The sequence below is a fragment of the Paenibacillus sp. CB74 genome, assembly GCF_055687625.1.
Genome location: NZ_CM146009.1, coordinates 2,151,789 through 2,172,977, shown reverse-complemented (window position 1 = coordinate 2,172,977; position 21,189 = coordinate 2,151,789). Strand labels below are relative to the sequence as shown.

General features: G+C 43.9%; 19 protein-coding genes. 17 read left to right on the top strand and 2 right to left on the bottom strand.

The annotated features are described in order from the left end of the window. Positions 1 to 4 precede the first annotated feature (4 nt). The 4 genes from ACX9NY_RS09680 to ACX9NY_RS09665 all read left to right on the top strand — a co-directional run bounded on the left by ACX9NY_RS09680 (position 5) and on the right by ACX9NY_RS09665 (position 3,727). A complete protein-coding gene (locus ACX9NY_RS09680; protein ID WP_339242435.1) occupies positions 5 to 1,036 on the top strand; it encodes a zinc-dependent alcohol dehydrogenase in 1,032 nt (343 codons plus the stop codon). Positions 1,037 to 1,128: 92 nt separating this feature from the next. Continuing rightward, positions 1,129 to 2,373, top strand: coding sequence for an MFS transporter (locus tag ACX9NY_RS09675; RefSeq protein ID WP_339242437.1), 1,245 nt, complete (start codon positions 1,129 to 1,131; stop codon positions 2,371 to 2,373). 79 nt (positions 2,374 to 2,452) lie between these two features. Continuing rightward, a complete protein-coding gene (locus ACX9NY_RS09670; RefSeq protein ID WP_339242439.1) occupies positions 2,453 to 3,046 on the top strand; it encodes a DUF1349 domain-containing protein in 594 nt (197 codons plus the stop codon). 39 nt (positions 3,047 to 3,085) lie between these two features. Continuing rightward, positions 3,086 to 3,727: an HAD family hydrolase gene (locus tag ACX9NY_RS09665; RefSeq protein ID WP_472478361.1), complete on the top strand. Its 642-nt coding sequence runs from the start codon at positions 3,086 to 3,088 to the stop codon at positions 3,725 to 3,727. On the opposite strand, the gene ACX9NY_RS09660 is transcribed toward ACX9NY_RS09665, so the two are convergent. After that, entirely contained in the window at positions 3,724 to 4,539 is an 816-nt protein-coding gene (locus ACX9NY_RS09660) for an AraC family transcriptional regulator (protein WP_339242443.1), read from the bottom strand. The two genes, ACX9NY_RS09665 and ACX9NY_RS09660, sit on opposite strands and share 4 nt — an antisense overlap. A gap of 293 nt (positions 4,540 to 4,832) precedes the next feature. On the opposite strand from ACX9NY_RS09660, the gene ACX9NY_RS09655 reads away from it, so the two are divergent. The 3 genes from ACX9NY_RS09655 (at position 4,833) to ACX9NY_RS09645 (ending at position 7,704) form a co-directional block, all read left to right on the top strand. Then, positions 4,833 to 5,975, top strand: coding sequence for an NAD(P)/FAD-dependent oxidoreductase (locus tag ACX9NY_RS09655; protein ID WP_472478359.1), 1,143 nt, complete (start codon positions 4,833 to 4,835; stop codon positions 5,973 to 5,975). After that, a complete protein-coding gene (locus tag ACX9NY_RS09650) occupies positions 5,972 to 6,259 on the top strand; it encodes a hypothetical protein (RefSeq protein ID WP_339261003.1) in 288 nt (95 codons plus the stop codon). Before ACX9NY_RS09655 ends, ACX9NY_RS09650 begins: the two co-directional genes overlap by 4 nt. A 212-nt stretch (positions 6,260 to 6,471) precedes the next feature. Further along, positions 6,472 to 7,704 (top strand): cytochrome P450, encoded by a 1,233-nt coding sequence (locus ACX9NY_RS09645; protein ID WP_339261005.1) that lies wholly within the window; start codon positions 6,472 to 6,474, stop codon positions 7,702 to 7,704. A gap of 97 nt (positions 7,705 to 7,801) precedes the next feature. On the opposite strand, the gene ACX9NY_RS09640 is transcribed toward ACX9NY_RS09645, so the two are convergent. Further along, positions 7,802 to 9,241 carry a DHA2 family efflux MFS transporter permease subunit gene (locus tag ACX9NY_RS09640; protein WP_339261412.1) on the bottom strand — a complete coding sequence of 480 codons (1,440 nt, stop codon included), beginning with the start codon at positions 9,239 to 9,241 and terminating at the stop codon, positions 7,802 to 7,804. A gap of 281 nt (positions 9,242 to 9,522) precedes the next feature. Here ACX9NY_RS09640 and ACX9NY_RS09635 point away from each other — a divergent pair, with 281 nt between their 5' ends. From ACX9NY_RS09635 to ACX9NY_RS09590, 10 genes are all read left to right on the top strand, one after another. After that, complete coding sequence (locus tag ACX9NY_RS09635; RefSeq protein WP_339242450.1) at positions 9,523 to 10,128, top strand: TetR/AcrR family transcriptional regulator; 606 nt, start codon at positions 9,523 to 9,525, stop codon at positions 10,126 to 10,128. Between the two features lie 97 nt (positions 10,129 to 10,225). Further along, complete coding sequence (locus ACX9NY_RS09630; protein ID WP_342572960.1) at positions 10,226 to 10,759, top strand: GNAT family N-acetyltransferase; 534 nt, start codon at positions 10,226 to 10,228, stop codon at positions 10,757 to 10,759. 70 nt (positions 10,760 to 10,829) lie between these two features. Then, positions 10,830 to 11,504 carry a response regulator transcription factor gene (locus ACX9NY_RS09625; protein ID WP_339242454.1) on the top strand — a complete coding sequence of 225 codons (675 nt, stop codon included), beginning with the start codon at positions 10,830 to 10,832 and terminating at the stop codon, positions 11,502 to 11,504. Next, a complete protein-coding gene (locus tag ACX9NY_RS09620) occupies positions 11,501 to 12,871 on the top strand; it encodes a sensor histidine kinase (protein ID WP_339261009.1) in 1,371 nt (456 codons plus the stop codon). Before ACX9NY_RS09625 ends, ACX9NY_RS09620 begins: the two co-directional genes overlap by 4 nt. 209 nt (positions 12,872 to 13,080) lie before the next feature. Beyond that, the gene (locus ACX9NY_RS09615; RefSeq protein WP_472478355.1) at positions 13,081 to 14,070 is read left to right on the top strand and encodes an alpha/beta fold hydrolase; all 990 of its coding nucleotides are present in this window, start codon (positions 13,081 to 13,083) and stop codon (positions 14,068 to 14,070) included. A gap of 169 nt (positions 14,071 to 14,239) precedes the next feature. Then, on the top strand, positions 14,240 to 15,223 hold the full coding sequence (locus ACX9NY_RS09610; protein WP_339261013.1) for an alpha/beta hydrolase: 984 nt from the start codon (positions 14,240 to 14,242) through the stop codon (positions 15,221 to 15,223). A 140-nt stretch (positions 15,224 to 15,363) separates the two neighbouring features. Beyond that, positions 15,364 to 16,818: an alpha/beta hydrolase family protein gene (locus ACX9NY_RS09605; protein ID WP_472478353.1), complete on the top strand. Its 1,455-nt coding sequence runs from the start codon at positions 15,364 to 15,366 to the stop codon at positions 16,816 to 16,818. Between the two features lie 23 nt (positions 16,819 to 16,841). Next, the gene (locus ACX9NY_RS09600) at positions 16,842 to 18,932 is read left to right on the top strand and encodes a serine hydrolase domain-containing protein (RefSeq protein WP_472478351.1); all 2,091 of its coding nucleotides are present in this window, start codon (positions 16,842 to 16,844) and stop codon (positions 18,930 to 18,932) included. A gap of 120 nt (positions 18,933 to 19,052) precedes the next feature. Further along, positions 19,053 to 19,727 (top strand): response regulator transcription factor, encoded by a 675-nt coding sequence (locus tag ACX9NY_RS09595; RefSeq protein ID WP_339261019.1) that lies wholly within the window; start codon positions 19,053 to 19,055, stop codon positions 19,725 to 19,727. Continuing rightward, a complete protein-coding gene (locus ACX9NY_RS09590) occupies positions 19,724 to 21,085 on the top strand; it encodes a sensor histidine kinase (protein WP_472478349.1) in 1,362 nt (453 codons plus the stop codon). The genes ACX9NY_RS09595 and ACX9NY_RS09590 overlap by 4 nt, the downstream gene beginning before the upstream one ends. Positions 21,086 to 21,189 lie beyond the last annotated feature (104 nt).

Here is a 21,189-nt window from a genome sequence, read left to right as displayed (position 1 = left end):
TTCAATGAAAGCACTCGTATATCAGGATCTCAAACAGGTGACTTATCAGGAGATTGAGGAGCCAACTATTCAAAAGCCAAACCAGGTGAAAATCAAAATCTATGGTTCAGGTATCTGTGGTACAGATCTGAACATTGTCAAAGGCAAAGTACCTGCCAATAAAGGCACGATTATCGGTCATGAGGGTGTGGGCACCGTTGTTGAGGTGGGTGAAGAAGTTCGCGGTTTCAAGATTGGCGATCGGGTATTGGTTGATCCCACGCAATCTTGCGGAACCTGCTCCTATTGCCGTGAAGGTCTGTTCATCTACTGCGAGAATTTTGATGACTATCAAGTAGGGATGACGACACATGGAACCTTTGCTGAATATTTTGTTGGGGACGAAAAGTATATCTATGCCATCCCGGATTCCATGAGCTGGGAAACGGCCATGATGATCGAACCACTGGGATGTGTGCTTCAGACGTTCATGAAAGCAGGGACTAAGCCAAGCGACGCTGTGCTGGTCCTCGGTTCGGGGGCAATCGGTTCCCTGTGTCAGCTTGTGAGTAAAAGGTTGGCAAGGCTTACTGTAGGCACGGAAGTTGATCCATATCGCAAAGAGTTCGCTTCAGGGATCGCAGATCATGTGTTCTATCCTCAGGATCTGACACTGGATCAAGTATACGAGATCAATAATAACAAGAAGTTTGATATTGTGGTGGACGCGGTTGGTAACCAGCTTCATGTGGGATTTGAGATGATTGCCAAAGGTGGAAAGATTATTCCGATGGGATATGACGACAGCTATGAGGTGACTTTCAAATCAACAGCCGTGATTAATGATGGCATCAGTATCATCGGTGCAGTTGCTAACCACTCGATGATCAGCACGGCACTGAAATTTGCCCAAAGCATCCCGGAGCTGGAACAAATGGTGACAGCCAAAGAACTGCTGAGTGATTATGAACGGGCCTTTAATGGAACGATTGGTTATGACATGCATACTGGAGAGAAATTGCCGATGAACTCGGTCAAAACAGCTCTTATCCTATAAGAGGTACTATAGGCATGTAGACATTAGCGGGTTTGCCGCTGCGAGAAGTTGGAATTCGCAGCGGTGAAAACCGCAGAAGGAAGGGATATCGATTGAAATTGCTTCAAGATTTGCCGAAGAATCCACGCTACTCCATTTTACTCGAACCGGTATGGGCCATTCCGGGCACGATCGTTCTCTTCTACGCTCCTTTATATATGAAGGAAGCCGGACTTTCGGATATCGAAATCGGTTTAATCAATTCGGTGAATCTTTATTTTGCTTTTATCTTTCAATTGTTTGCGGGTTCCATTACCAATAAGCTGGGGCGTAAACGAACAACGCTGATCTTCGACCTGCTTGCCTGGAGTGTTCCCATGTTCATCTGGGCTTTCTCCCAGAACTTCTGGCTGTTTCTGATCGCCTACTTGCTGAACGCAACATCGAAGTTTGTAACGGTTGCCTTTAACTGTCTGATCATAGAGGATGTTGAGGAACACAAACGATCCAAGGTATTTGCTATTCTCAACATGATTATTACAGGAGCCGGGGTACTTACGCCAATTGCAGGAGTTGTTATAGCTGATTTTGGAATTGTACCTACACTGGCCAGCATTTACTTTGTCGGGGGCATCCTCATGACGGCCATGTTTTTCATTCGTAATCGATACACGGATGAGACCGAGGTTGGTAAGGAGCTTATGGGATTGCATAGTAAAACCCGCGTGCTTCAGAGCTTGGGAGCCAGTCTGCGCCTGTTCGGCAAATCGTTCTATAAACGAAGACTGTTCCCGATCATTCTGATTACGGTGTTGTCGAATCTGATTTTGCAGCTGAATTTCTTTCAGGTCATTTTCTTCAAGGAACAGTTGAAATTCGATGACCGTGTCATTTCGTTTATCCCAGTGGTGACTGCGGTCACTGTCATGCTGCTCTATCTGGTCATTATTCCGCGACTGAAACGGCGTTCGGAAGAGAAGTATGTTGGTTTTTCCATTGTGCTTAGTACGGCCGGGGCCATTCTCTTTCTGTTGATTCCGGTGGGGAATATAGGCATGTTGTTTCTCACGCTAATCGTGCTCGCTGCGGGTAACTTCATTTTGCAGACGTATCGAGATTCCCTGCTGATGAACCGATTGGGGACGCATGAAAAAGCTGACATGTTCTCGGCTGTGCAGACGGTTATGACGTTAACAGCTATTCCATCGGGTTACCTGACGGGCTTGCTCTACCATCACAATCCAACGCTGTTGTTCAGTGTCATTCTTGGTCTATACATCGTACTCATGATCATCATGTTCTTCCTGCCTGATCCACAAAAGCACTCCCAAGTGCTGAAACCTTACAAAAATATGTAGAAGAAGGGGTTTTCTGTATGTAAATCGAATATGTAGTACAGAAAAAACTAAAAATTAACTTCACTTGGGAGGATACGGAATGACGAACATAATGACAACAGAAGCGCGGAATCAGTGGAGCTGGATGAACGAGCCCGAGAGCTGGTCCTACACGGATCAGGGAGGTGTGGTGGTGGAAGCGAAAGCGGATACTGACTTTTTCCAGGACCCTGCGGGCAAGCATATTCGTGCAACTGCACCCTTCCTGTCCATGCCTGTACCTAGTGACTTCGAAATCACAACCCAGTTAACCGTAGATATGAAAAATCAATATGATTCCGGATGCCTGATGGTCATGGCGGATGATCTCAATTGGTGCAAAATTTGTTTTGAGTATGATGGAAAAGCACCTACCATCGTGTCGGTGGTCACACGTGATGGTTCATCCGATGATTGTAATTCGGTTGAAGTCTCTGTATCTAATCCCTATCTGCGTATACGCAAAGTAGAGGACTGCATATCATTCTTTTATTCTCCTGATGGGGAAGAGTGGAAACTAATTCGATATTTCGGCATGCCGACACAAGGGGAACTTCGAGCTGGATTAGTTGCACAATCGCCGACTGGAACGGGCTGTACATGTCACTTTTTGTCTGTCAATGTTACTCGTCCGGACTTGACTGCACGCTTCTAATCCGCTCCCCCGGCCGATCATTGGAGGGAGAACAGGTTCATGGTAAAAGCTTTCATATTTGATTTTGATGGACTCATTGTGGATACAGAGACGCCGTGGTATTATGCGTTTCGCGATATCTATGAAGAGCATGGTGTTGAACTTGGTCTGGACCTATGGTCGAAAAATGTGGGAACATCCTTTGAGGAATTTCATCCTTTTTTGTATCTGGAGCAGGCGCTTCAAAGAAAAATTGATCATGAGCATATCAAACTGCTCTCAGAACAGAAATACGAAGCTTATTTGGGACAGGCGGCTATTCTTCCAGGGGTGAATGAGTTGCTTCAGTCTGCGAGGGAAAAGGGGATTCAGCTTGCCGTTGCTTCCAGCTCCACACGGGACTGGGTTCATGGTTACTTGAAGAAATTAGGCATTTTTGATTATTTCAAAGTCGTTCATACATCTGAAGATGTGAAGCGAGTGAAACCTGATCCTGAACTGTACCTTCTTGCTCTCCAGAGTCTGGGAATCGAGGCTTCGGAAGCGATTGTGTTTGAAGACTCTCCTAACGGACTGAAGGCAGCCAACGCCGCAGGTATTCGTTGCATCATCGTGCCTAACGAGGTAACGCGTAGTCTGGAATTCGCCATGCATGAACTGCGGTTATCCTCGCTGGCCGAGATTGATATGGAGGTTCTCTAATCCAGATATTGCTTGCGTAGCTCGATCGGGGAGATCCCTTCGTATTTTTTGAACACCGATCCAAAGTAACTGGCACTGTTAAATCCAACGGCATGCGCTATTTCATGAGCCGTAGTTGCATCATTTTCAATAAGCATTTCCTTGGCTTTCAACAACCGATATCGCATCAAATACTCCAATGGAGTCATTTGGAATTCTTTTTTAAATATCCGATTCAGGTGTTGTTCGGTCACGTCCATCTGCTCAGCCAACATGGGGAGAGAGAGATCCTGATGATAATTTTGTTTGATAAAAGTAATGAGTTCATCCAACCGTAATCGGGCATTGGAACGTTCGTAAGCACTATAGCGTTCACCTTCAATGGTTAATCTGACCAAAAGCATGTACAGTAATGCGGATACGTGCCAGATCTGATCCTTGTGCCGGGACTGCAGCGCCAACGTAATTTCATGCAACAGGATATGAAGCATTCCATCCGGCTTGAAGGCGCGCAGCTCCCCGATCTGCAAGGTATGCAAGAATCGTGGTAATAAATAGCCATTGAAAGACAGACAATCAAATCGTAATGAATCACTCAGATTGTGGTAACGGTATGTTACCTCCGGAAACAAAATGAGAGCTGTCCCTTTTTTGATCGAAAATTCATGATTCTTAGCTGCGATTCGCCCTGTTCCTCCGATGCACTGTACAATGCTGTAATCCCGTGAATGGTCGCTCCAATTCATCAATTCATCAACGGTCAACTGGTTTTGCCCTGTAATCATGAGCGGCATATCGGTATCCAGTGGATTCCCCATGCTAGGTTTCGGCATCGTCGTGTTATTCCTCTTTTCGTTAAAGGATCATGTGCGTAAGTGGCGTGGTTACAGAGTTAAAAGAAACCTAGAATGAATTATATTACATAAATGGAATAATTTTAATTTAATGGCTAGTGATAATAAAACGTTTTCAAAAAAACGATGCAACTGTTTTATCTGGATGGACTAGCATGAACCGCAGTCAGATCAGTCTCCATTTATGGACCTGAAAGTACGCTTGCCTTGCCAACAGAATGCGAAACAGTATACGCTATAACGGATGAGTGATTAAGGAAAGGGATGCAAACATGAAGAAAGTCATCGTAGTTGGATCGGGTATTCTGGGGGCATCAACAGCCTATCAATTAGCCAAACGGGGCGCAGAAGTAATCATCATAGATCGAAAAGATATAGGACAGGCAACCGATGCAGCAGCCGGTATCATCTGTCCATGGTTGTCACAGCGACGCAACCAGGACTGGTATCAGCTCGCCAAGGCTGGTGCGCGATTCTATCCTGGTATCATAGCGGAGCTTGAGGAAGAAGGAGAAACGGAAACCGGATATGCTCAAGTGGGCGCGCTCAGCATTCATACGTATGAGGATAAAATCAACAAAATGGAAGAACGGGCACAGCTTCGAAAAGCAGATGCACCGGAGATTGGTGAGATTACACCTCTTGATGCCAAAGGAACCCGTGATCGTTTTCCATTGCTGGATGAACGTTATCAATCGGTTCATATTAGCGGTGCTGCACGTATAGATGGACGGGCGTTGCGGGATGCCTTAATCCGGTCTGCACAGCGTAATGGAGCGAAAGTGGTCCATGGAGACGCCACGCTTCAATTCGAAGCAGATCGGGTCATTGGTGTGAGTGTTAATGATCAGCATTTGCTGGCAGATGAAGTCGTTGTATGTGCAGGTGCATGGGCCAATACACTCCTGAAGCCTCTCGGAATACACTTTAAAGTACACTATCAAAAGGCACAGATTATGCATTTGCATGTCACGGAGGAGGCGGATACAGGCCGCTGGCCTGTGATTATGCCCCCGTCAGATCAATATCTGTTGGCCTTTGATCAACAGAAGATTGTGATTGGGGCCACTCATGAAAATGATGTGGAAGGTTATGATACAAGAGTAACTGCAGGAGGTATGCAGGAGGTTTTGAATAAAGGTCTGGAACTGGCACCGGGTCTCACAAACAGCACATTCCAGGAAGTGCGAGTTGGATTCCGTCCGTTCACACCTGGATTTCTGCCCGTAATGGGAGCTGTGCCGGGGTGGCTGGGGCTGATTACGGCGAATGGCCTGGGTGCTTCTGGCTTGACCATGGGGCCATTTATCGGGAGTCAATTGGCCAAATTGGCTCTTGGCATGGAACTGGATATCGATATTGAGCCGTACAATGTTGGCAAAGCAATGGATGAGATGGAAAGAGGTGAGTCATGACCTATTCACAACGTTTATCCGATGGAGCGAACTCGTCCGACATCATATATCTGGAGCATCAGATTGGTACGACAAAAGAAGAACTGCGAATCGCTATGGAGAAACAAGAAACATACGAGCGGGAAATGTCGGAATTGAAGTCATCACCAATCGGTAATGCATCGAAAGTCGGTTCGGACGAGCAATTCTTAAAGGAGAAGGCTAGTCAGACGCAGAACTTGATTGAAATCCTGTCTGCACAGCTGAAACAGCTAGAGGAAGCATTGGCGAAACTGGGCGATTAATCGGCTCATATCTCGTGTTTTCTGAAACTCTGACAATAAAATATACGATATGTATACACAAAAACCTCTTATTTAAGGGGTTTTTGTGATTTAGTTCAAATGGTTTATACCAATAAATGAACGGGTGGTATAAAATAGAAGTGGGTGCAGAACTGTCAATTCAGGTATCCATGTAACCAATCAATGAAACTATTCTGAGAGGTGGCTTTCGAATGTATAAAGAAGTGATACGTGTTGAGGACATCACAGGGTTCCAGACCAGATCTGAAGAGTTTTTTCCACTTCACTGGTTTCAAAAAATGTTGTCCGATCATCCTGTGTACTATCACGAAGATACAGATACCTGGAATGTGTTCAGATACGATGATGTGAAGCAGGTCCTAAGCAATCATGAGTATTTCTCAGCTGAAGGAACTCGAACGACCATTGCGGTCGGAGCGAAGAACAACGAAGGCACACCTCCGGACAAATTAAACATTTCAAGTATCGATCCGCCCCGTCATCAAAAAAGTCGTTCGTTGTTATCCGCTGCTTTTACACCGCGTAGTCTGAAAAACTGGGAGCCACGAATTCGCAACATTGCACAGCAGCTCGTAGCTGATATTAAACCGAATACGACCATTGATATGGTTCAGGCGCTGGCCGCTCCCCTGCCTTCGATGGTTATGGCCGATCTGCTTGGTATCCCTCTTACAGACAGTCATCGCTTTAAGAACTGGGTAGATATTCTGTTTCAACCCACTAATCCGAAGACTGCTGAGGAGAGTGAACAGAAAAAACAGACGGCAGCTCAAGAGTATTATCAATTTCTCTATCCTATAGTGGTTCATAAACGGACCCATCCTGGTGAGGATATCATTACGGATCTGTTGAGTGTTGAAGTTGACGGGGAGAAGTTCACGGAAGATGAGGTTGTTCGCACGACCATGCTTTTACTTGGAGCTGGTATTGAGACAACGAGCCATATGGTTTCCAATACGTTCTATTCCTTCCTGTACGATGATCCGAGTCTGTATGAACAGCTTAGACAGAATCCTGAATTGGTGCCGCTAGCAGTGGAAGAAATGCTTCGTTATCGGTTTCATAATGCCAAGCGGCATCGAACAGTGAAGCAGGATAACCAACTGCTTGGAGTGGACTTGAAAAAAGGGGATGTTGTCATTTCCTGGATGAGTGCAGCCAATATGGATGAGCAGATGTTTGAAAACCCGTTTGAGTTAAACATTCATCGTCATAATAATAAAAGACATCTTACCTTTGGTAATGGTCCACACTTTTGTCTGGGTGCTCCGCTGGCGCGAATGGAATTAAGTATTGTCTTGACTGCATTTGTAGAGAAGATTGCTCGGATTGAACCCGTGGAGTCTTTTGATCTGGAGGATAATCTGGCCGCTTCAGCTCCGGGACAGTCACTGACCCATCTGCCAGTGAAGATTGTCGGCTAAGGGAATGAGTTTCATCATTGGACAACCTAAAAAGCGGCAGATCAGACGTGAACGTCTTGGTCTGCCGCTTTGTTATGCAAGTATGAGGCTGGATAACTTAATTTGAATTCATCGAAACCTTTTGTCTGACAACTTGTTTGACTTCTTCCTCTTTGGCTTGTTTGGTGCGTTTAATAAAGAAGGAAAGAACCAATCCCACGACAGCGATACCGATGATAACAACATACGCATCATTGATACCTTGAATCATGGACTCGGTAGCCAACTGTTGTTGACTGAGGCCATTGGCTGCACCAGTTGCCATCATATCCTCTATATGTGCTGTTGTACGTGAGGTCATGACACTCACGAGCAATGAAGTACCTACAGCGCCAGCAACTTGTCTGACGGTGTTGGAGATGGCTGTACCGTGTGCACCCAGTCTTGGTGGCAGTTGGTTAAGCCCAGCAGTTTGAATCGGCATCATGAGCAAAGCCATACCAATTCGGCGGCCGGTCGACATTAACACCAGGTAACCATAACTGGTTGAATCCGATAAATCGATGAAACCAATGGTGGTCACAATGGTGATAACCATCCCGATAACAGCGAGCCATTTTGCTCCAAATCGATCAAACAATTTTCCGGCTACAGGCATCAGGAAGCCCATAACAAGGGCACCCGGAAGGAGTAATAAACCGGACTCCAGTGCAGTGTAACCACGTGCATTCTGGAGGTACAAGGGAAGCAACATCATGTCAGCATACATGATCATGGTAATTGCGATACTAATGACCGTGGTCAGGGAGAACATGTTGTACTTGAAAGCCCGCAGATCAAGCAATGGATCTTCCGAAACGAGCTGACGCCAAGTGAACAGCGCAAGTGCAACAAGACCAGCAGCAATACAGATAAGTACTTCTGCACTTGACCATCCCAGACTTCCTGCTCTGCTGAATCCATACAGCAATGCGCCGAATCCGATGGTGGACAACACCACGCTGATCGTATCGAACTTGGTGTTGACCCGTTCGGATACATTCTTCAGGTATACAAAGGCAAAGGCAATGACAATAAGTGTTAATGGAATCATGCCATAAAACATCGTTTGCCAAGAGTAGTTCTCCAGAATATAACCGGCAAGGGTAGGCCCGATGGCAGGAGCGAAAATGATCGCAAAACCAACCATACCCATAGCTGACCCTCGTTTCTCAGGGGCAAACAAGGTCAAAATAACGTGCATCAAGAGTGGCATGATAATCCCAGCACCTGCTGCCTGAATCATGCGACCTGTCAGCAATGTGCCGAAGTTGGTTGCAAGAGCGGATACGATGGTACCGATTAGAAAAATGAACATCGAAGCTTGGAATAATTGCTTGGTTGAAAAGCGTTGCATGAAGTAGGCTGTAATGGGAATCAGCACCCCGTTTACCAGCATGTAACCTGTCGTTAACCATTGTGCTGTTGCGGCGGAGATGTTAAAATCACCCATCAGTTCCGGTGTAGCGACACTCATGATCGTTTGATTCAACGTTGCAAGGAAGGCTCCCAGAATCATGATAAACAGAATAGGGCCTTTCTTTACGGAAGATTCATCTTGTAACTTAACCTGACTCAATCCTTTTCATCCTTTCAATCCAAACGTGACTAAATTTACAACGTGTTGTATAGTTTACATTGTATTTATTGAATTATATACATATTCGGACAGATTACAATTTACGTTATGAGGTGTTTTCGTCGTTTATTTTACAAATGTTATGATATTGTTGTGTAAATCGAAAATAAACGACTGATTGTTTAAAATTGTAATGTTCCAAATTTGAAGGAGGGATACACGTGAAAGATGAGAAGAAATCGCCTGTGGACCCAAGAATATTGCGAACACGTCAGTTAATTCGAGGTGCGTTTGTGGAGTTGCTGCAGGAAATGGATATTGAGAAATTGTCAGTGAACAAAATTGCCGAACGAGCGACGATCAATCGGGTAACCTTCTATCTGCACTATCGGGATATTACGGATATGATGGAGAAGATGGCTGATGAGATGATTGAGCATATTGAACGGATCGTGGAGGAATATGCCCCTCATTTTGAGAAACAAAGAACAGAAGAAGCCTGGCCAGTTCTGGTCAAGTTACTGGAGCATTTTGCAGAGAACGCCTCATTCTATCAGGTGGTACTTGCCACGAAGCGCACACCCATTTTCACAGAACGACTCCTGAAGCTGTTAAGTACCTTGGTCAAAGCTAAGATAGATCGAGCCGAAATGGAAGATGTGCTGGAGGATTCCGGCATTCACAAGGAAATCGCCATCTGGTATGGTTCGTCTGCTTTAATTGGTACCATTGTTGCATGGCTGCGTAACGACATGCCTTATTCTCCGCATTTTCTGGCGAAACAATTCTCATTGATCCGTTCATACTCTTATAATGACCTGATATAATCAAACTACAATTCACTGAACAATGACAGCAAACGGGGGGATATGACAGGGAAAATGCAGGCCATCGACTCATACATAACAGAGGAGGACTAATGTAATGAAATATAGTGCAGAACGTATATATGTGAGATTTTGGAAGGTGGAGGATACCTCATTGCTTCTGGATCTTCAGGTTCGAAATCGTGAGGCAATTGAGAGAACCTCTGCAAGTCATCGGGATGACTCTTACTACAGCTTGGAAAAGCAAAGGGAACTCATTGAGAGCTGGGACAAGAAAAGAGAAGAAGGAATTCGCTATTCCTTCGGTATTTTTCTACATACAACGGATGAACTTGTGGGTGAAATTTCATTGTTCAAGATCATAATGGATTCAACCCCCAAATGGATCGTAGGTTATGTGACGGATGTGCTGCATCAAGGAAAAGGGTATATGAGCGAAGCCCTGCAATGTGTGCTGGAATTTGCCAAACATGAAACTGAAATTACACGCATCGAGGCTGGAGCGGTACCTGATAATACAGGTTCCATCCGTGTACTTCAAAAGGCAGGATTCACAGCGTGCGGGTCACAGTCTGTCCCGATCCAGGGAACGTTAAAGGAGCATACGATGTTTGCTGTGGATATACAATGAGCAGGATGTATCAGAATTAACTATAATTTGAACCATATATTCAAACGTATCGGAGAGGACAGAAAAATCTATGGCTACTATACTCGTTGCGGACGACGATCCGAACATTCGCGAACTCGTCTGTCTCTTTCTCAAAAACGATGGATTCACGACGGTGGAAGCTGCGGACGGTAAGGAAGCTCTCACCGTGTACGGCGAGACGCCAGTGGATCTGGTCGTGCTTGATATTATGATGCCTGTTATGGACGGCTGGGCATTATGCAAGGAACTCCGCAGAGCCAATCCGGATCTCCCGTTACTCATGCTGACGGCGAGAGGAGAGACTTGGGAGAAGGTAAAAGGATTCGAATTGGGTACGGATGATTATTTGACGAAACCGTTTGATCCATTGGAGCTTACCGCACGTGTCCGAGCATTACTGAAAAGATATAAAATTGGCTCCACACACACAATCCAGTTTGGCAATGTCATTCTGGATCGTCAGACGTATAAGGTGACGAGAGGTACAGAATCGCTTACTTTACCACTGAAGGAATTCGAATTGCTATATAAGCTTGCTGGAACACCAGGCCAGGTCTATACACGTGAGCAGTTGATCGATCAGATATGGGGTATTGATTACGCCGGAGATGATCGAACGATAGACGTACATATTAAGCGCCTGCGTGAACGATTCGCGACGACACCTGATTTTCGGATTGAAACGGTGCGTGGGCTAGGATACAGACTTGAGGTCCATGAATGATCAGATCATTATACATTCGTGTGGTGCTCACCTTTCTGATCTCTGTCATCGCTGGTACAGTTATTTCTTTTTTTATGTCAACCTGGATATTCGAAGATAAATTGAACGAAAATGCCCGAATTAACATACGCAACTTTGGCCAAGACGTAGTGCAGATATATAAGACGATGCCTCTGGATGAAGCAGAATTATTCGTTAGCAATATGAAACAGCTTGATTCATATCATATTCGAATTTATGATGCAACGGGCAAGCTCCAGACTTATGGGAAGCTTAATGGACATAAATCAGCTGCTGTATCGAAAGAGCAACTTAAAAAAGTGTTAGATGGAGGGGTTGTTCAAGACACACCCAAGGGGATCGCTACTGTTCTTTTGGGGTTACCGATCAAGACGGAAATGGGCACAAAAGCGATGTTTTTGGAAACCCTCGCACCGCCCTCCGCCTCTTTTGTAGTGCAGTTTGGCTTAATCTTTGCAAGCTGTTCGTTGATTGCAGGAAGTCTGCTGATTCTGATTGCTTCTGTATACCTGGTTAGACCAATCAAGAAATTGACCAAAGCGACCAAACGGATTGCAGCTGGAGATTTCAATGTCAAGCTGAACATCACGCAAAAGACTGAGATAGGTACGTTGGCTCGCAGTTTTGAAGAGATGATGCACGATCTGCAGCAGTTGGAGCAGATGCGCAGGGAATTCGTTACGAATGTTTCGCACGAGGTTCAGTCTCCACTCACCTCGATATCCGGTTACGCTTCGGCACTGAAGCAGGTAAACCTCTCAGAACAAGAGCGGAACCGTTATCTGGATATTATTATTGCTGAAGCCAAGCGAATGTCCAAAATGAGCGACAGCCTGCTCAAGCTGAGTTTGCTTGAATCGCAGTCACAGCAACTTCGGCTCAATACTTTAAGTCTGGATGAACAGATCCGAAGGGTTATCGTGGCACTCCAGCCGCAATGGTCTGCGCGCAATATTCATTTCGAGCTTGATTTGGAGAATGTAAAGGTGACGGCTGATCACGATCAGTTAAATCAGGTATGGACGAACATTCTGGGAAACAGCATCAAGTTTTCCAATGATGGCGGCATGATTAAAGTCAGTATCGAAGAGGATATCAAAAATGTGACTATCCGAATGTCCGACACGGGCATCGGTATTCCCCTTGAAGACCAGAAGCGTATATTCGAGCGCTTTTTCAAGGCGGATCGTTCCCACAGTCGTAAATATGACGGCAGTGGTATGGGACTTGCTATCGTTAAACAGATCGTATCGCTTCATCAGGGTGACATTCGAGTGGAAAGTGAACCTGGTCAAGGGACGTCCTTTGTCATCACGTTGCCCATCCATCCACCAACGGATAGTTAGGCTCGCAGGATAGGCCAAAGAATTAAAATCGGATGATTGAATACCGGATTTTCATACCATGTGTAACATGCATGTTTCCTTGCATGTTACACATGGTTTTTTTGCTTGTTCATATTCCGTTCATATTCCGGTCACGGAGAGTACATCTTTGTTGGTTAGGCTTGCATTAACGGCCTCTTAGGCCAATACACAGATGAGGACAGGAGCAGATGAATGTGAATCAACAAGTAGACAAAAGCGTGCGGAGTAAGAGCAAAACAAAAAAAGTGTTAAGCATTTTGTTAAAAGTGCTTGCCGCAATCATTTTAGTAATTTTACTTTTTGTAGCTACCGTATATACGGTTAACAAAATCAGTAGTTATTCAGAGCAAAAAAGAATGGAGCCATATGGTCAACATGTTTCCGTGGATGGGAAAAATATGAATGTGTTCATTCAAGGTGAAGGCGAGGAAACGATTGTGCTTTTGCCGGGTTTTGGAACAGCGTCACCTGCACTAGATTTTAAGCCACTTATCTCGGAGTTAACCCCATATTATAGAGTCGTCGTGGTGGAACCTTTTGGTTATGGATTAAGTGATCATACCGAAAGGGAACGCAGTACAGCAAATATCGTAAGCGAAATACATGAAGCGCTGCAAAATCTTCGTATTGATCGGTATATTCTCATGGGTCATTCCATATCGGGGATCTATAGTCTGGATTATGTGAACAAATATGCTGATGAAGTAAGTGCATACGTTGGGCTGGACACCAGTGTTCCAGCGATTAGTGAACAGAAGGTTGAAGCATCAGAAATCGTACCGATTAAATGGTACCGTAACTTGGGTTTCCCACGTTTGCAATTGAAATTGAGTGATGATCCATATGCTGGGCTTCCGTATGATGAACAAACCAAAGAACAATTGAACATTTTGATACAAAAGAACATGTTTAATTCAACTCAGTTAAACGAAATTGTAAGCATGTATTCCAATTTTAAAGCAGCTGAACAGTTAACGTTCCCAGTTGATCTCCCGGTTCTTTTCTTTGTTCAAAAGAATCATCCTGCAGTGGACAATTGGGTTCCCGAACACGAGAAGTTAATAGAGAACTCTGCGCGTGGTGAAATGGTGCTTCTGGAAGCAAATCATTATCTATACCGTTCCCATGCCAAAGAAATCGCTGCACAGTTCAGGGAGTTTATGGGAGGATCTCAATAACCCCATTATCCATTAGAATAAGCGCCTGCTCCGTCACGTCATAACATTTCTTTACTTGTTCATATTCAGTTCATATTGTCGTCACGGAGAGTACATGTGCATTGGATAAAGTTTCATTAGCGGCAAAGAAGAATACCCAACTACCAGTTCAGGACAGGAGAAGATTAGCGTGACACAACCAGAAGGCAAGAAAACCAAGAATAGAACCAGGGTCAAGAAGGTACGAAATATTATACTTAAAATACTAGGAGCAATCTTAATTGCCATTGTTCTGTTTCTAGGTATTGTTTATATCACCAATGTAATCAGCAGTAATTCTGAGGCGAAAAAGATTGAGTCTTACGGTCAGCATGTTTCTGTAGATGGAAAAAATATGAATGTGCTCATTCAAGGTGAAGGCAAGGAAACGATTGTGCTTCTGCCTGGTTATGGAACAGCAACACCAGTGCTTGATTTCAAGTTGCTTATTGATCAATTATCACCATATTACAAAGTGGTTGCTGTTGAGCCATTCGGTTATGGATTAAGTGATGAAACTGAAAAAGAAAGAACCACGGAGAATATCGTAAGTGAAATTCATGAAGCTCTGCAGCAACTTGATATTCAGCAGTACATGCTCATGGGTCACTCTATAGCGGGCATTTACGGCATTGATTATGTGAACAAATATCCGGATGAGGTAACTGCCTTTGTCGGTATTGATAGCAGTGTATCCACCCAACCAAGTATTACAGATGCAAAGTTCCCCTTAAAAACGTTTGCTCTTCTTAGAAATACAGGTCTCTTGAGATTAATGATGAAAGTGGGTGCAGATCCCTATGAGGGACTGGCATTCGATGAACAAACGGTTGAGCAGATGAGAATGATTTCGAATAAAAACATGTACAATCCCACCTCATTAAACGAGATGGACCATATTTATACCAATTTTAAAGGTGCTCAAGGTTTAAGCTTTCCTAAAAATCTTCCACTTCTGCTCTTTGTACAAGCGAATAATGAAGGGGTAGAAGGATGGATCCCCTTGCATGAAGGACAGATCAAAGACTCGGTTCATGGGAAAGTAATTCCAATGGATGGTTCCCATTATTTACATCATACGCAATTCAAAAAAATTGCTGAAGATGTTAGAGCTTTTATGGCTGAAGCGAAATAAATAGGGGTAAACGTACAACCTTTGAATAACAGATCTGTATGAACGAATCTATATGAACGAATATGAAAAACCGTCCTGTGTGGCGGTTTCTACAACATGGTCAATCCGGACGTTGCTGTGATGAGAGAGAGGAAATACAAATGAGATTATTTGAGATACTTTTAGTTCTATCCTGCTTCGCTTTACTCGCAGACTTACTATTTATTAAAAGAAGTGCAAAGAAAACAGGCCTAGGTATAGGTATAGGAAGCAGTGTCATACTCGTAGCTCATTTATTGGTTGAGGGATACAGATGGCAGTTGCTTTTGGTATATATCATGACGGCACTATTCATGTTTATTGTTTTACTCCGGCATTCCGACAAGATGATCCATCTAAAAATAGGAAAGGTATTGAAGTATAGTTTATCTTCCCTAATCGTCATTCTGCTTGTTGCTTCTACCCTCTTGTCGGTATACTTACCTGTCTTTGATTTGCCGAAGCCCGAGGGTCCAGAGAAAGTAGGTACTCAAACCTTCCATTTTACAGATCAGAACAGAGATGAAATCTTGACTGAAGATCAAACCGATAAGAGGGAGTTAATGGTTCAAGTCTGGTACCCTACTGAAAACATTAGTAACAAGAAACGTGACACGCTGTTTCCAAATAATAAAGAAATGTTCAAAACGTATATTCAGAGCTTCTCTGCTTCTTTGAAACTGCCTGAATTTGTGCTCGACTACTGGAAATATAGTCATAGCAACTCTTATGAAAATGTAGAAATATTACCTTCGGCAAGTCCTTATCCTGTGGTGCTGCTATCTCATGGTATGGGAACCAGTAGAGTTCTACAGGCATCACAGGCGGAGAATCTGGCCAGTCATGGGTTTATCGTAGTGACAATCGATCATACGTACAGCACGTTTGCTACCCTCTTTCCTGATGGTCGTGTAACGGGGTATACAACAAAGATGACAACCATAGATGACCGCAGAGAAGTTGGCGATATATGGACAAAAGACGTGGAGTTTGTAATTGATCAAATTGAAAAGCTGAATTCAGGTGCAATTGAAAGTCAGTTTAAAGGAAAAATCGATGTAGATAACATCGGTGCGATGGGGCATTCTTTTGGGGGTGCAACGGCGTTTAATGCAACGTATTTGGATCATCGAATCAAGGCCGCGGTTAATATGGATGGGTCACTGAATGAAGTAGAAGATAGAGATGATATAAACAAGCCGTTTATGTTTATCAGATCGGGAAATTTTGAAGACTGGTTAGCCAATTTTGAAAAGGACAGAAATTCGGATGACGAAGTAACTAAGTTTCTTTCAGATGAGCTGCACATTATGAAAAATGTTATTGAACATGGGGGAAATGTAATTTATATAGAAGGAACCCAGCACTTCAATTTCACGGATCTTCAATTTTATTCAGAACTGATTAAACTGTCCGGGATCACAGGAGAGATCAATGGTAAAAGAGGTTCAAATATCGTAAATCAATATGTACTCGATTTCTTTAACAAACAATTGAAAGGAACGGGTGGAAACCTGATTCAGGGGCCGAGCGACATCTACCCAGAGGTGAAATTTGTTGATCCGAAAGAACTCTAATTTAAACTCAGGAGATGATGTGAATGGGACGACAAACGGGAAAACGAACTTCAATCACCGCCTTAACTCTGGTGTTAATGATGTTAGCTCCAATGTCAGTCATGGCTGCACCAGCTACGAGTAACAACAGCGATTTAACGTATGAACCAACCAAGAAAATAGTAGCGGAGAAAGCGAAGATCCTAACTGAGACGTACGGTACGACCAGTGTACAATATGCATTAATCGATGCTGGAGAGATTGTGGTGTCCGGTCAAACGGGCAAGAACGATATAGAGGATAAAGTACCGCTTACTTCAGATACAATCTACGGCATCGGCTCAACAAGTAAAATGTTTCTTACAGCTTCTGTTATGAAGCTTGTTGATGATGGCAAGATCGATTTGGATGTGCCAATTGTGAACTATTTACCTGATTTTAAGATGAAAGATAACCGATACACATTAATCACACCACGTATGTTGTTGAATCATTCCGCTGGTCTGCTGGGCAGCTCCGGTAGCAATGCTACATTATACGGGGATAATGACACGTATTCACATGACACGTTTCTGGAGCAATTGGCGAACCAACACCTGAAGTCTGATCCTGGCGCGTACTCGGTGTATAGTAACGATAGTTTTACGTTAGCCGAGATTCTAGTTGAAAGAGTGAGCGGCATGGGCTTTACTGCATTTATACACAAATATATTACAGAGCCCCTGGACATGAAACATACCAAAACACCGCAGGATGTCGTTAATCCGGCAGCAATGGCGGGAATCTATTCTCCTTTGGTTGAAGGCCAGCTTCCTCAAGAGAATTATAATATCATTGCTACTGGAGGCATCTATTCCACTGCTGAGGATCTGGTGAAATTTTCACAAATCTTCACGGGAGAAGTCGATGGCATTCTTTCCAATAAGTCGGTAGAAGCCATGGCGCAGGAAGAATACAAAAGAGGTATGTGGCCGGAGGATAGCGACACGTCTATATCTTACGGGTTAGGGTGGGATAGTGTACATTTGTACCCATTCAGTGAATATGGCATCAAAGCTATTACCAAAGGTGGGGATACCATATCGTATCACTCCTCATTAATTGTACTGCCAAAATACAATCTGGCTGCAGCCGTTACCTCATCAGGGGGAACGAGTGCCAGAGATCAGTTTATTGCAAGTGAATTATTACTCAGTGCACTTGAGGAAAAGGGCATTATTACAGAACGAAAGCCGGAAAAATCGTTTGGCGTACCAGTGAAGGCAGATATGCCTAAAGAAATATCCACGTATGCGGGTATATACGGTTCTAATAATTCGGTGAAGAAGATCGAAATGAATTATGCTGGAAAAATGACTGTATCCGCGCTAACAGCTCCAAATAATTCGGCTCAAGAATACACATATACAGCGGATGGTACGTTTGTTAACGATAAAGGCACAGAAAAGCTGAAATTCGTTACAGAGCAGAATGGAAGGACATATCTATGGTCTCGATCTTATATATCCATGCCGGGACTGGGACAGTTGGCGTTCTCCGAATATACGGCGGAGAAGCTGGAAGCCAATGAATTATCCCAAGATATTACTGCCTCATGGGAGCAGCGTGAAGGTAAGAGATACTACGTGGTGAATCAGAAGTATACATCAACTGTATATCTCCATTCATCACCAATCCTTTCTTTCCATATGAATGAAGAGACCCCAGGGTATATGACCAATAGTAAGATTATTGGAGCCAACAAAGCAGTCACGGATCTTCAAATCCCTGGTATGGCAGGACGGGATTCAAAGGAAATTTATTTCGCTGAAAAGAATGGAGTAGAGTACATTACAGCTGTAGGTAGCATATACGCCAGTGAGGAAATCGTACAATCACTCTATTCGGGCAAACAATCTGTAACAACGATTCAATCAGACGGTTACGCCAAATGGTTTTCTATACCATCAACGGTGAATGGAAAAGTCATGACCGTTAAACTGCCTTCAAATGGTGCCTTTGCCGTATATGATCAAAAGGGTATTTGTATTAATCACACCGTGGTCAGCGGTAAGAATGAGGTTGTTTTACCGGAAAACGGTCGCATTGTATTTGCAGGTGACGTTGGTTCCACATTTGAAATTTCATTGAAATAGATGAATTCTAGTAAGGTAGCATGTTTAACGAAACTAAGAAGGCAGCCGATCAAAGTAATCGGCTGCTTTTGTTCAATTGAAGAAGATATATTTATATTCTTTTTTCGGAGAGTGGAAACGATGCCTACGATATTAGTTGCTGACGACGATGCGAACATTCGCAAACTCGTCTGTTTATTTTTGCGCAACGACGGATTTACTACCATCAACGCCGTAGACGGAAAGGAAGCCCTGGCTATCTATACCTCCACGCCAGTCGATTTGGTTATTCTTGATATTATGATGCCAGTCATGGACGGTTGGGCATTATGCGAGGAACTTCGAAGAGCCAATCCGGATCTTCCGTTACTCATGTTGACGGCAAGAAACGAGACCTGGGAGAAAGTACAAGCATTTCAGCTCGGGACAGATGATTATATGACGAAGCCATTCGATCCGCTTGAGTTGATGGCTCGCGTCAAGGCACTGTTGAAACGATACCGTATAGGTTTAACGCAGACCATCCAATTAGGAAACGTTATTCTGAACCGGCAGACTTATAAGGTCCTGAGGGGTACAGAGTCGTTCACCTTGCCGCTTAAAGAGTTCGAATTATTGTATAAACTTGCTGGATTACCGGGACAAGTCTATACGCGGGAGCAACTAATCGATCAAGTTTGGGGAATTAATTATACTGGCGATGATCGAACGATAGACGTGCATATTAAACGTCTACGCGAACGTTTTACCGATATCTCCGATTTTCGTATCGAAACGGTGCGGGGACTTGGCTACCGGCTAGAGGTGCAGGAGTGACCGGCTCCCTCTATACACGTGTAGTCCTGACCTTTTTGGTCTCCGTGACCGGGGGCACCATCCTTTCTTTTCTTGCTACAACCTGGATATTTCAAGATAAATTAAACGAAAACATACAAGCTTCCTTGCTTGACTTTGGACAGGATATCGTCCGCATCTACGAGACATTGCCTCTACGCGAAGCAGAAATGTTTATAAGTGAAATGAAACAACTCAACTCTTACCACATCCGAATCTATAAAGCAACGGGTCCGTTTCAATCCTATAGAGAACTTAAAGGACAACATCCTTTCCTAGTGACTACAGAACAATTGAAGAAAGTGCTGGATGGAGGAAGAGTCCAAGTTAATGGAATCGATACGATCTTCTTGGGATTGCCGATAAAAACTGAAATGGGAAGCATAGCAATGTTTGTAGAGCCCCTCACTTCCTCTTCCACCTCATTTCTTATCAAATTTGTTGTAACCTTTTTGATTTGTTCGTTGTTAGCAGGAAGCCTATTGATACTAATTGCGGCTATTTTTCTGGTAAGACCGATCAAAAAATTGACAAAAGCGACCCGGCTTATAGCTGCTGGAGATTTCAACGTCAAGCTTAATATTAAACAAAAGGGTGAGATAGGTACTTTGGCTCGCAGCTTTGAAGAAATGATGCACGATCTAAAGCAGCTTGAGCAGATGCGCAGGGAATTTGTAGCAAACGTGTCCCATGAAGTTCAGTCTCCGCTCACTTCCATTTCCGGTTTTGCTATAGCGCTCAAGCAGGTAGACCTCCCGGATGACGAAAAAAGCGATTATCTCGACATTATCATCACTGAAACTGCACGAATGTCCAAAATAAGTGATAGTCTGCTAAAGCTGAGTTTGCTTGAATCTCAATCATTGCAAATGCGGCTGGCCACGCTCAGTCTGGATGAACAGATCAGACGAGTAATTGTCGCTATTCAACCCCAATGGTCGGCCCGTAACATTCAGATCGATCTTGATTTGCAGCCCACCCAAATCACGGCCGATTATGATCAGTTAAATCAGGTGTGGATCAATATCTTCGGCAATGCCATCAAATTTTCCGAAGATGGTGCCCGAATTAACGTCACGATCAAACAGAATATCAAGAACGTGGATATACGCATATCGGATTCGGGTATTGGTATTCTCCCGGAAGACCAAAAGCGTATATTTGACCGCTTCTTTAAAGCAGATCGTTCCCACAGTCAGAAATATGAAGGAAGCGGTATGGGACTAGCTATTGTAAAGCAGATCATCTCGCTTCATCAAGGGGACATCCGGGTGGAGAGCGAATATGGACGAGGAACGACCTTCATCGTCATCTTGCCAATTACAACACCCACAGAGTGATTGAATTTTATGCCTTCACTAGGCTATGACACCCTGTATAAACCTCCTTGCGTATAATGATGCAAACTTTTTTTGCCTGTTCATCCTCCGTTCATGTTGTAGTC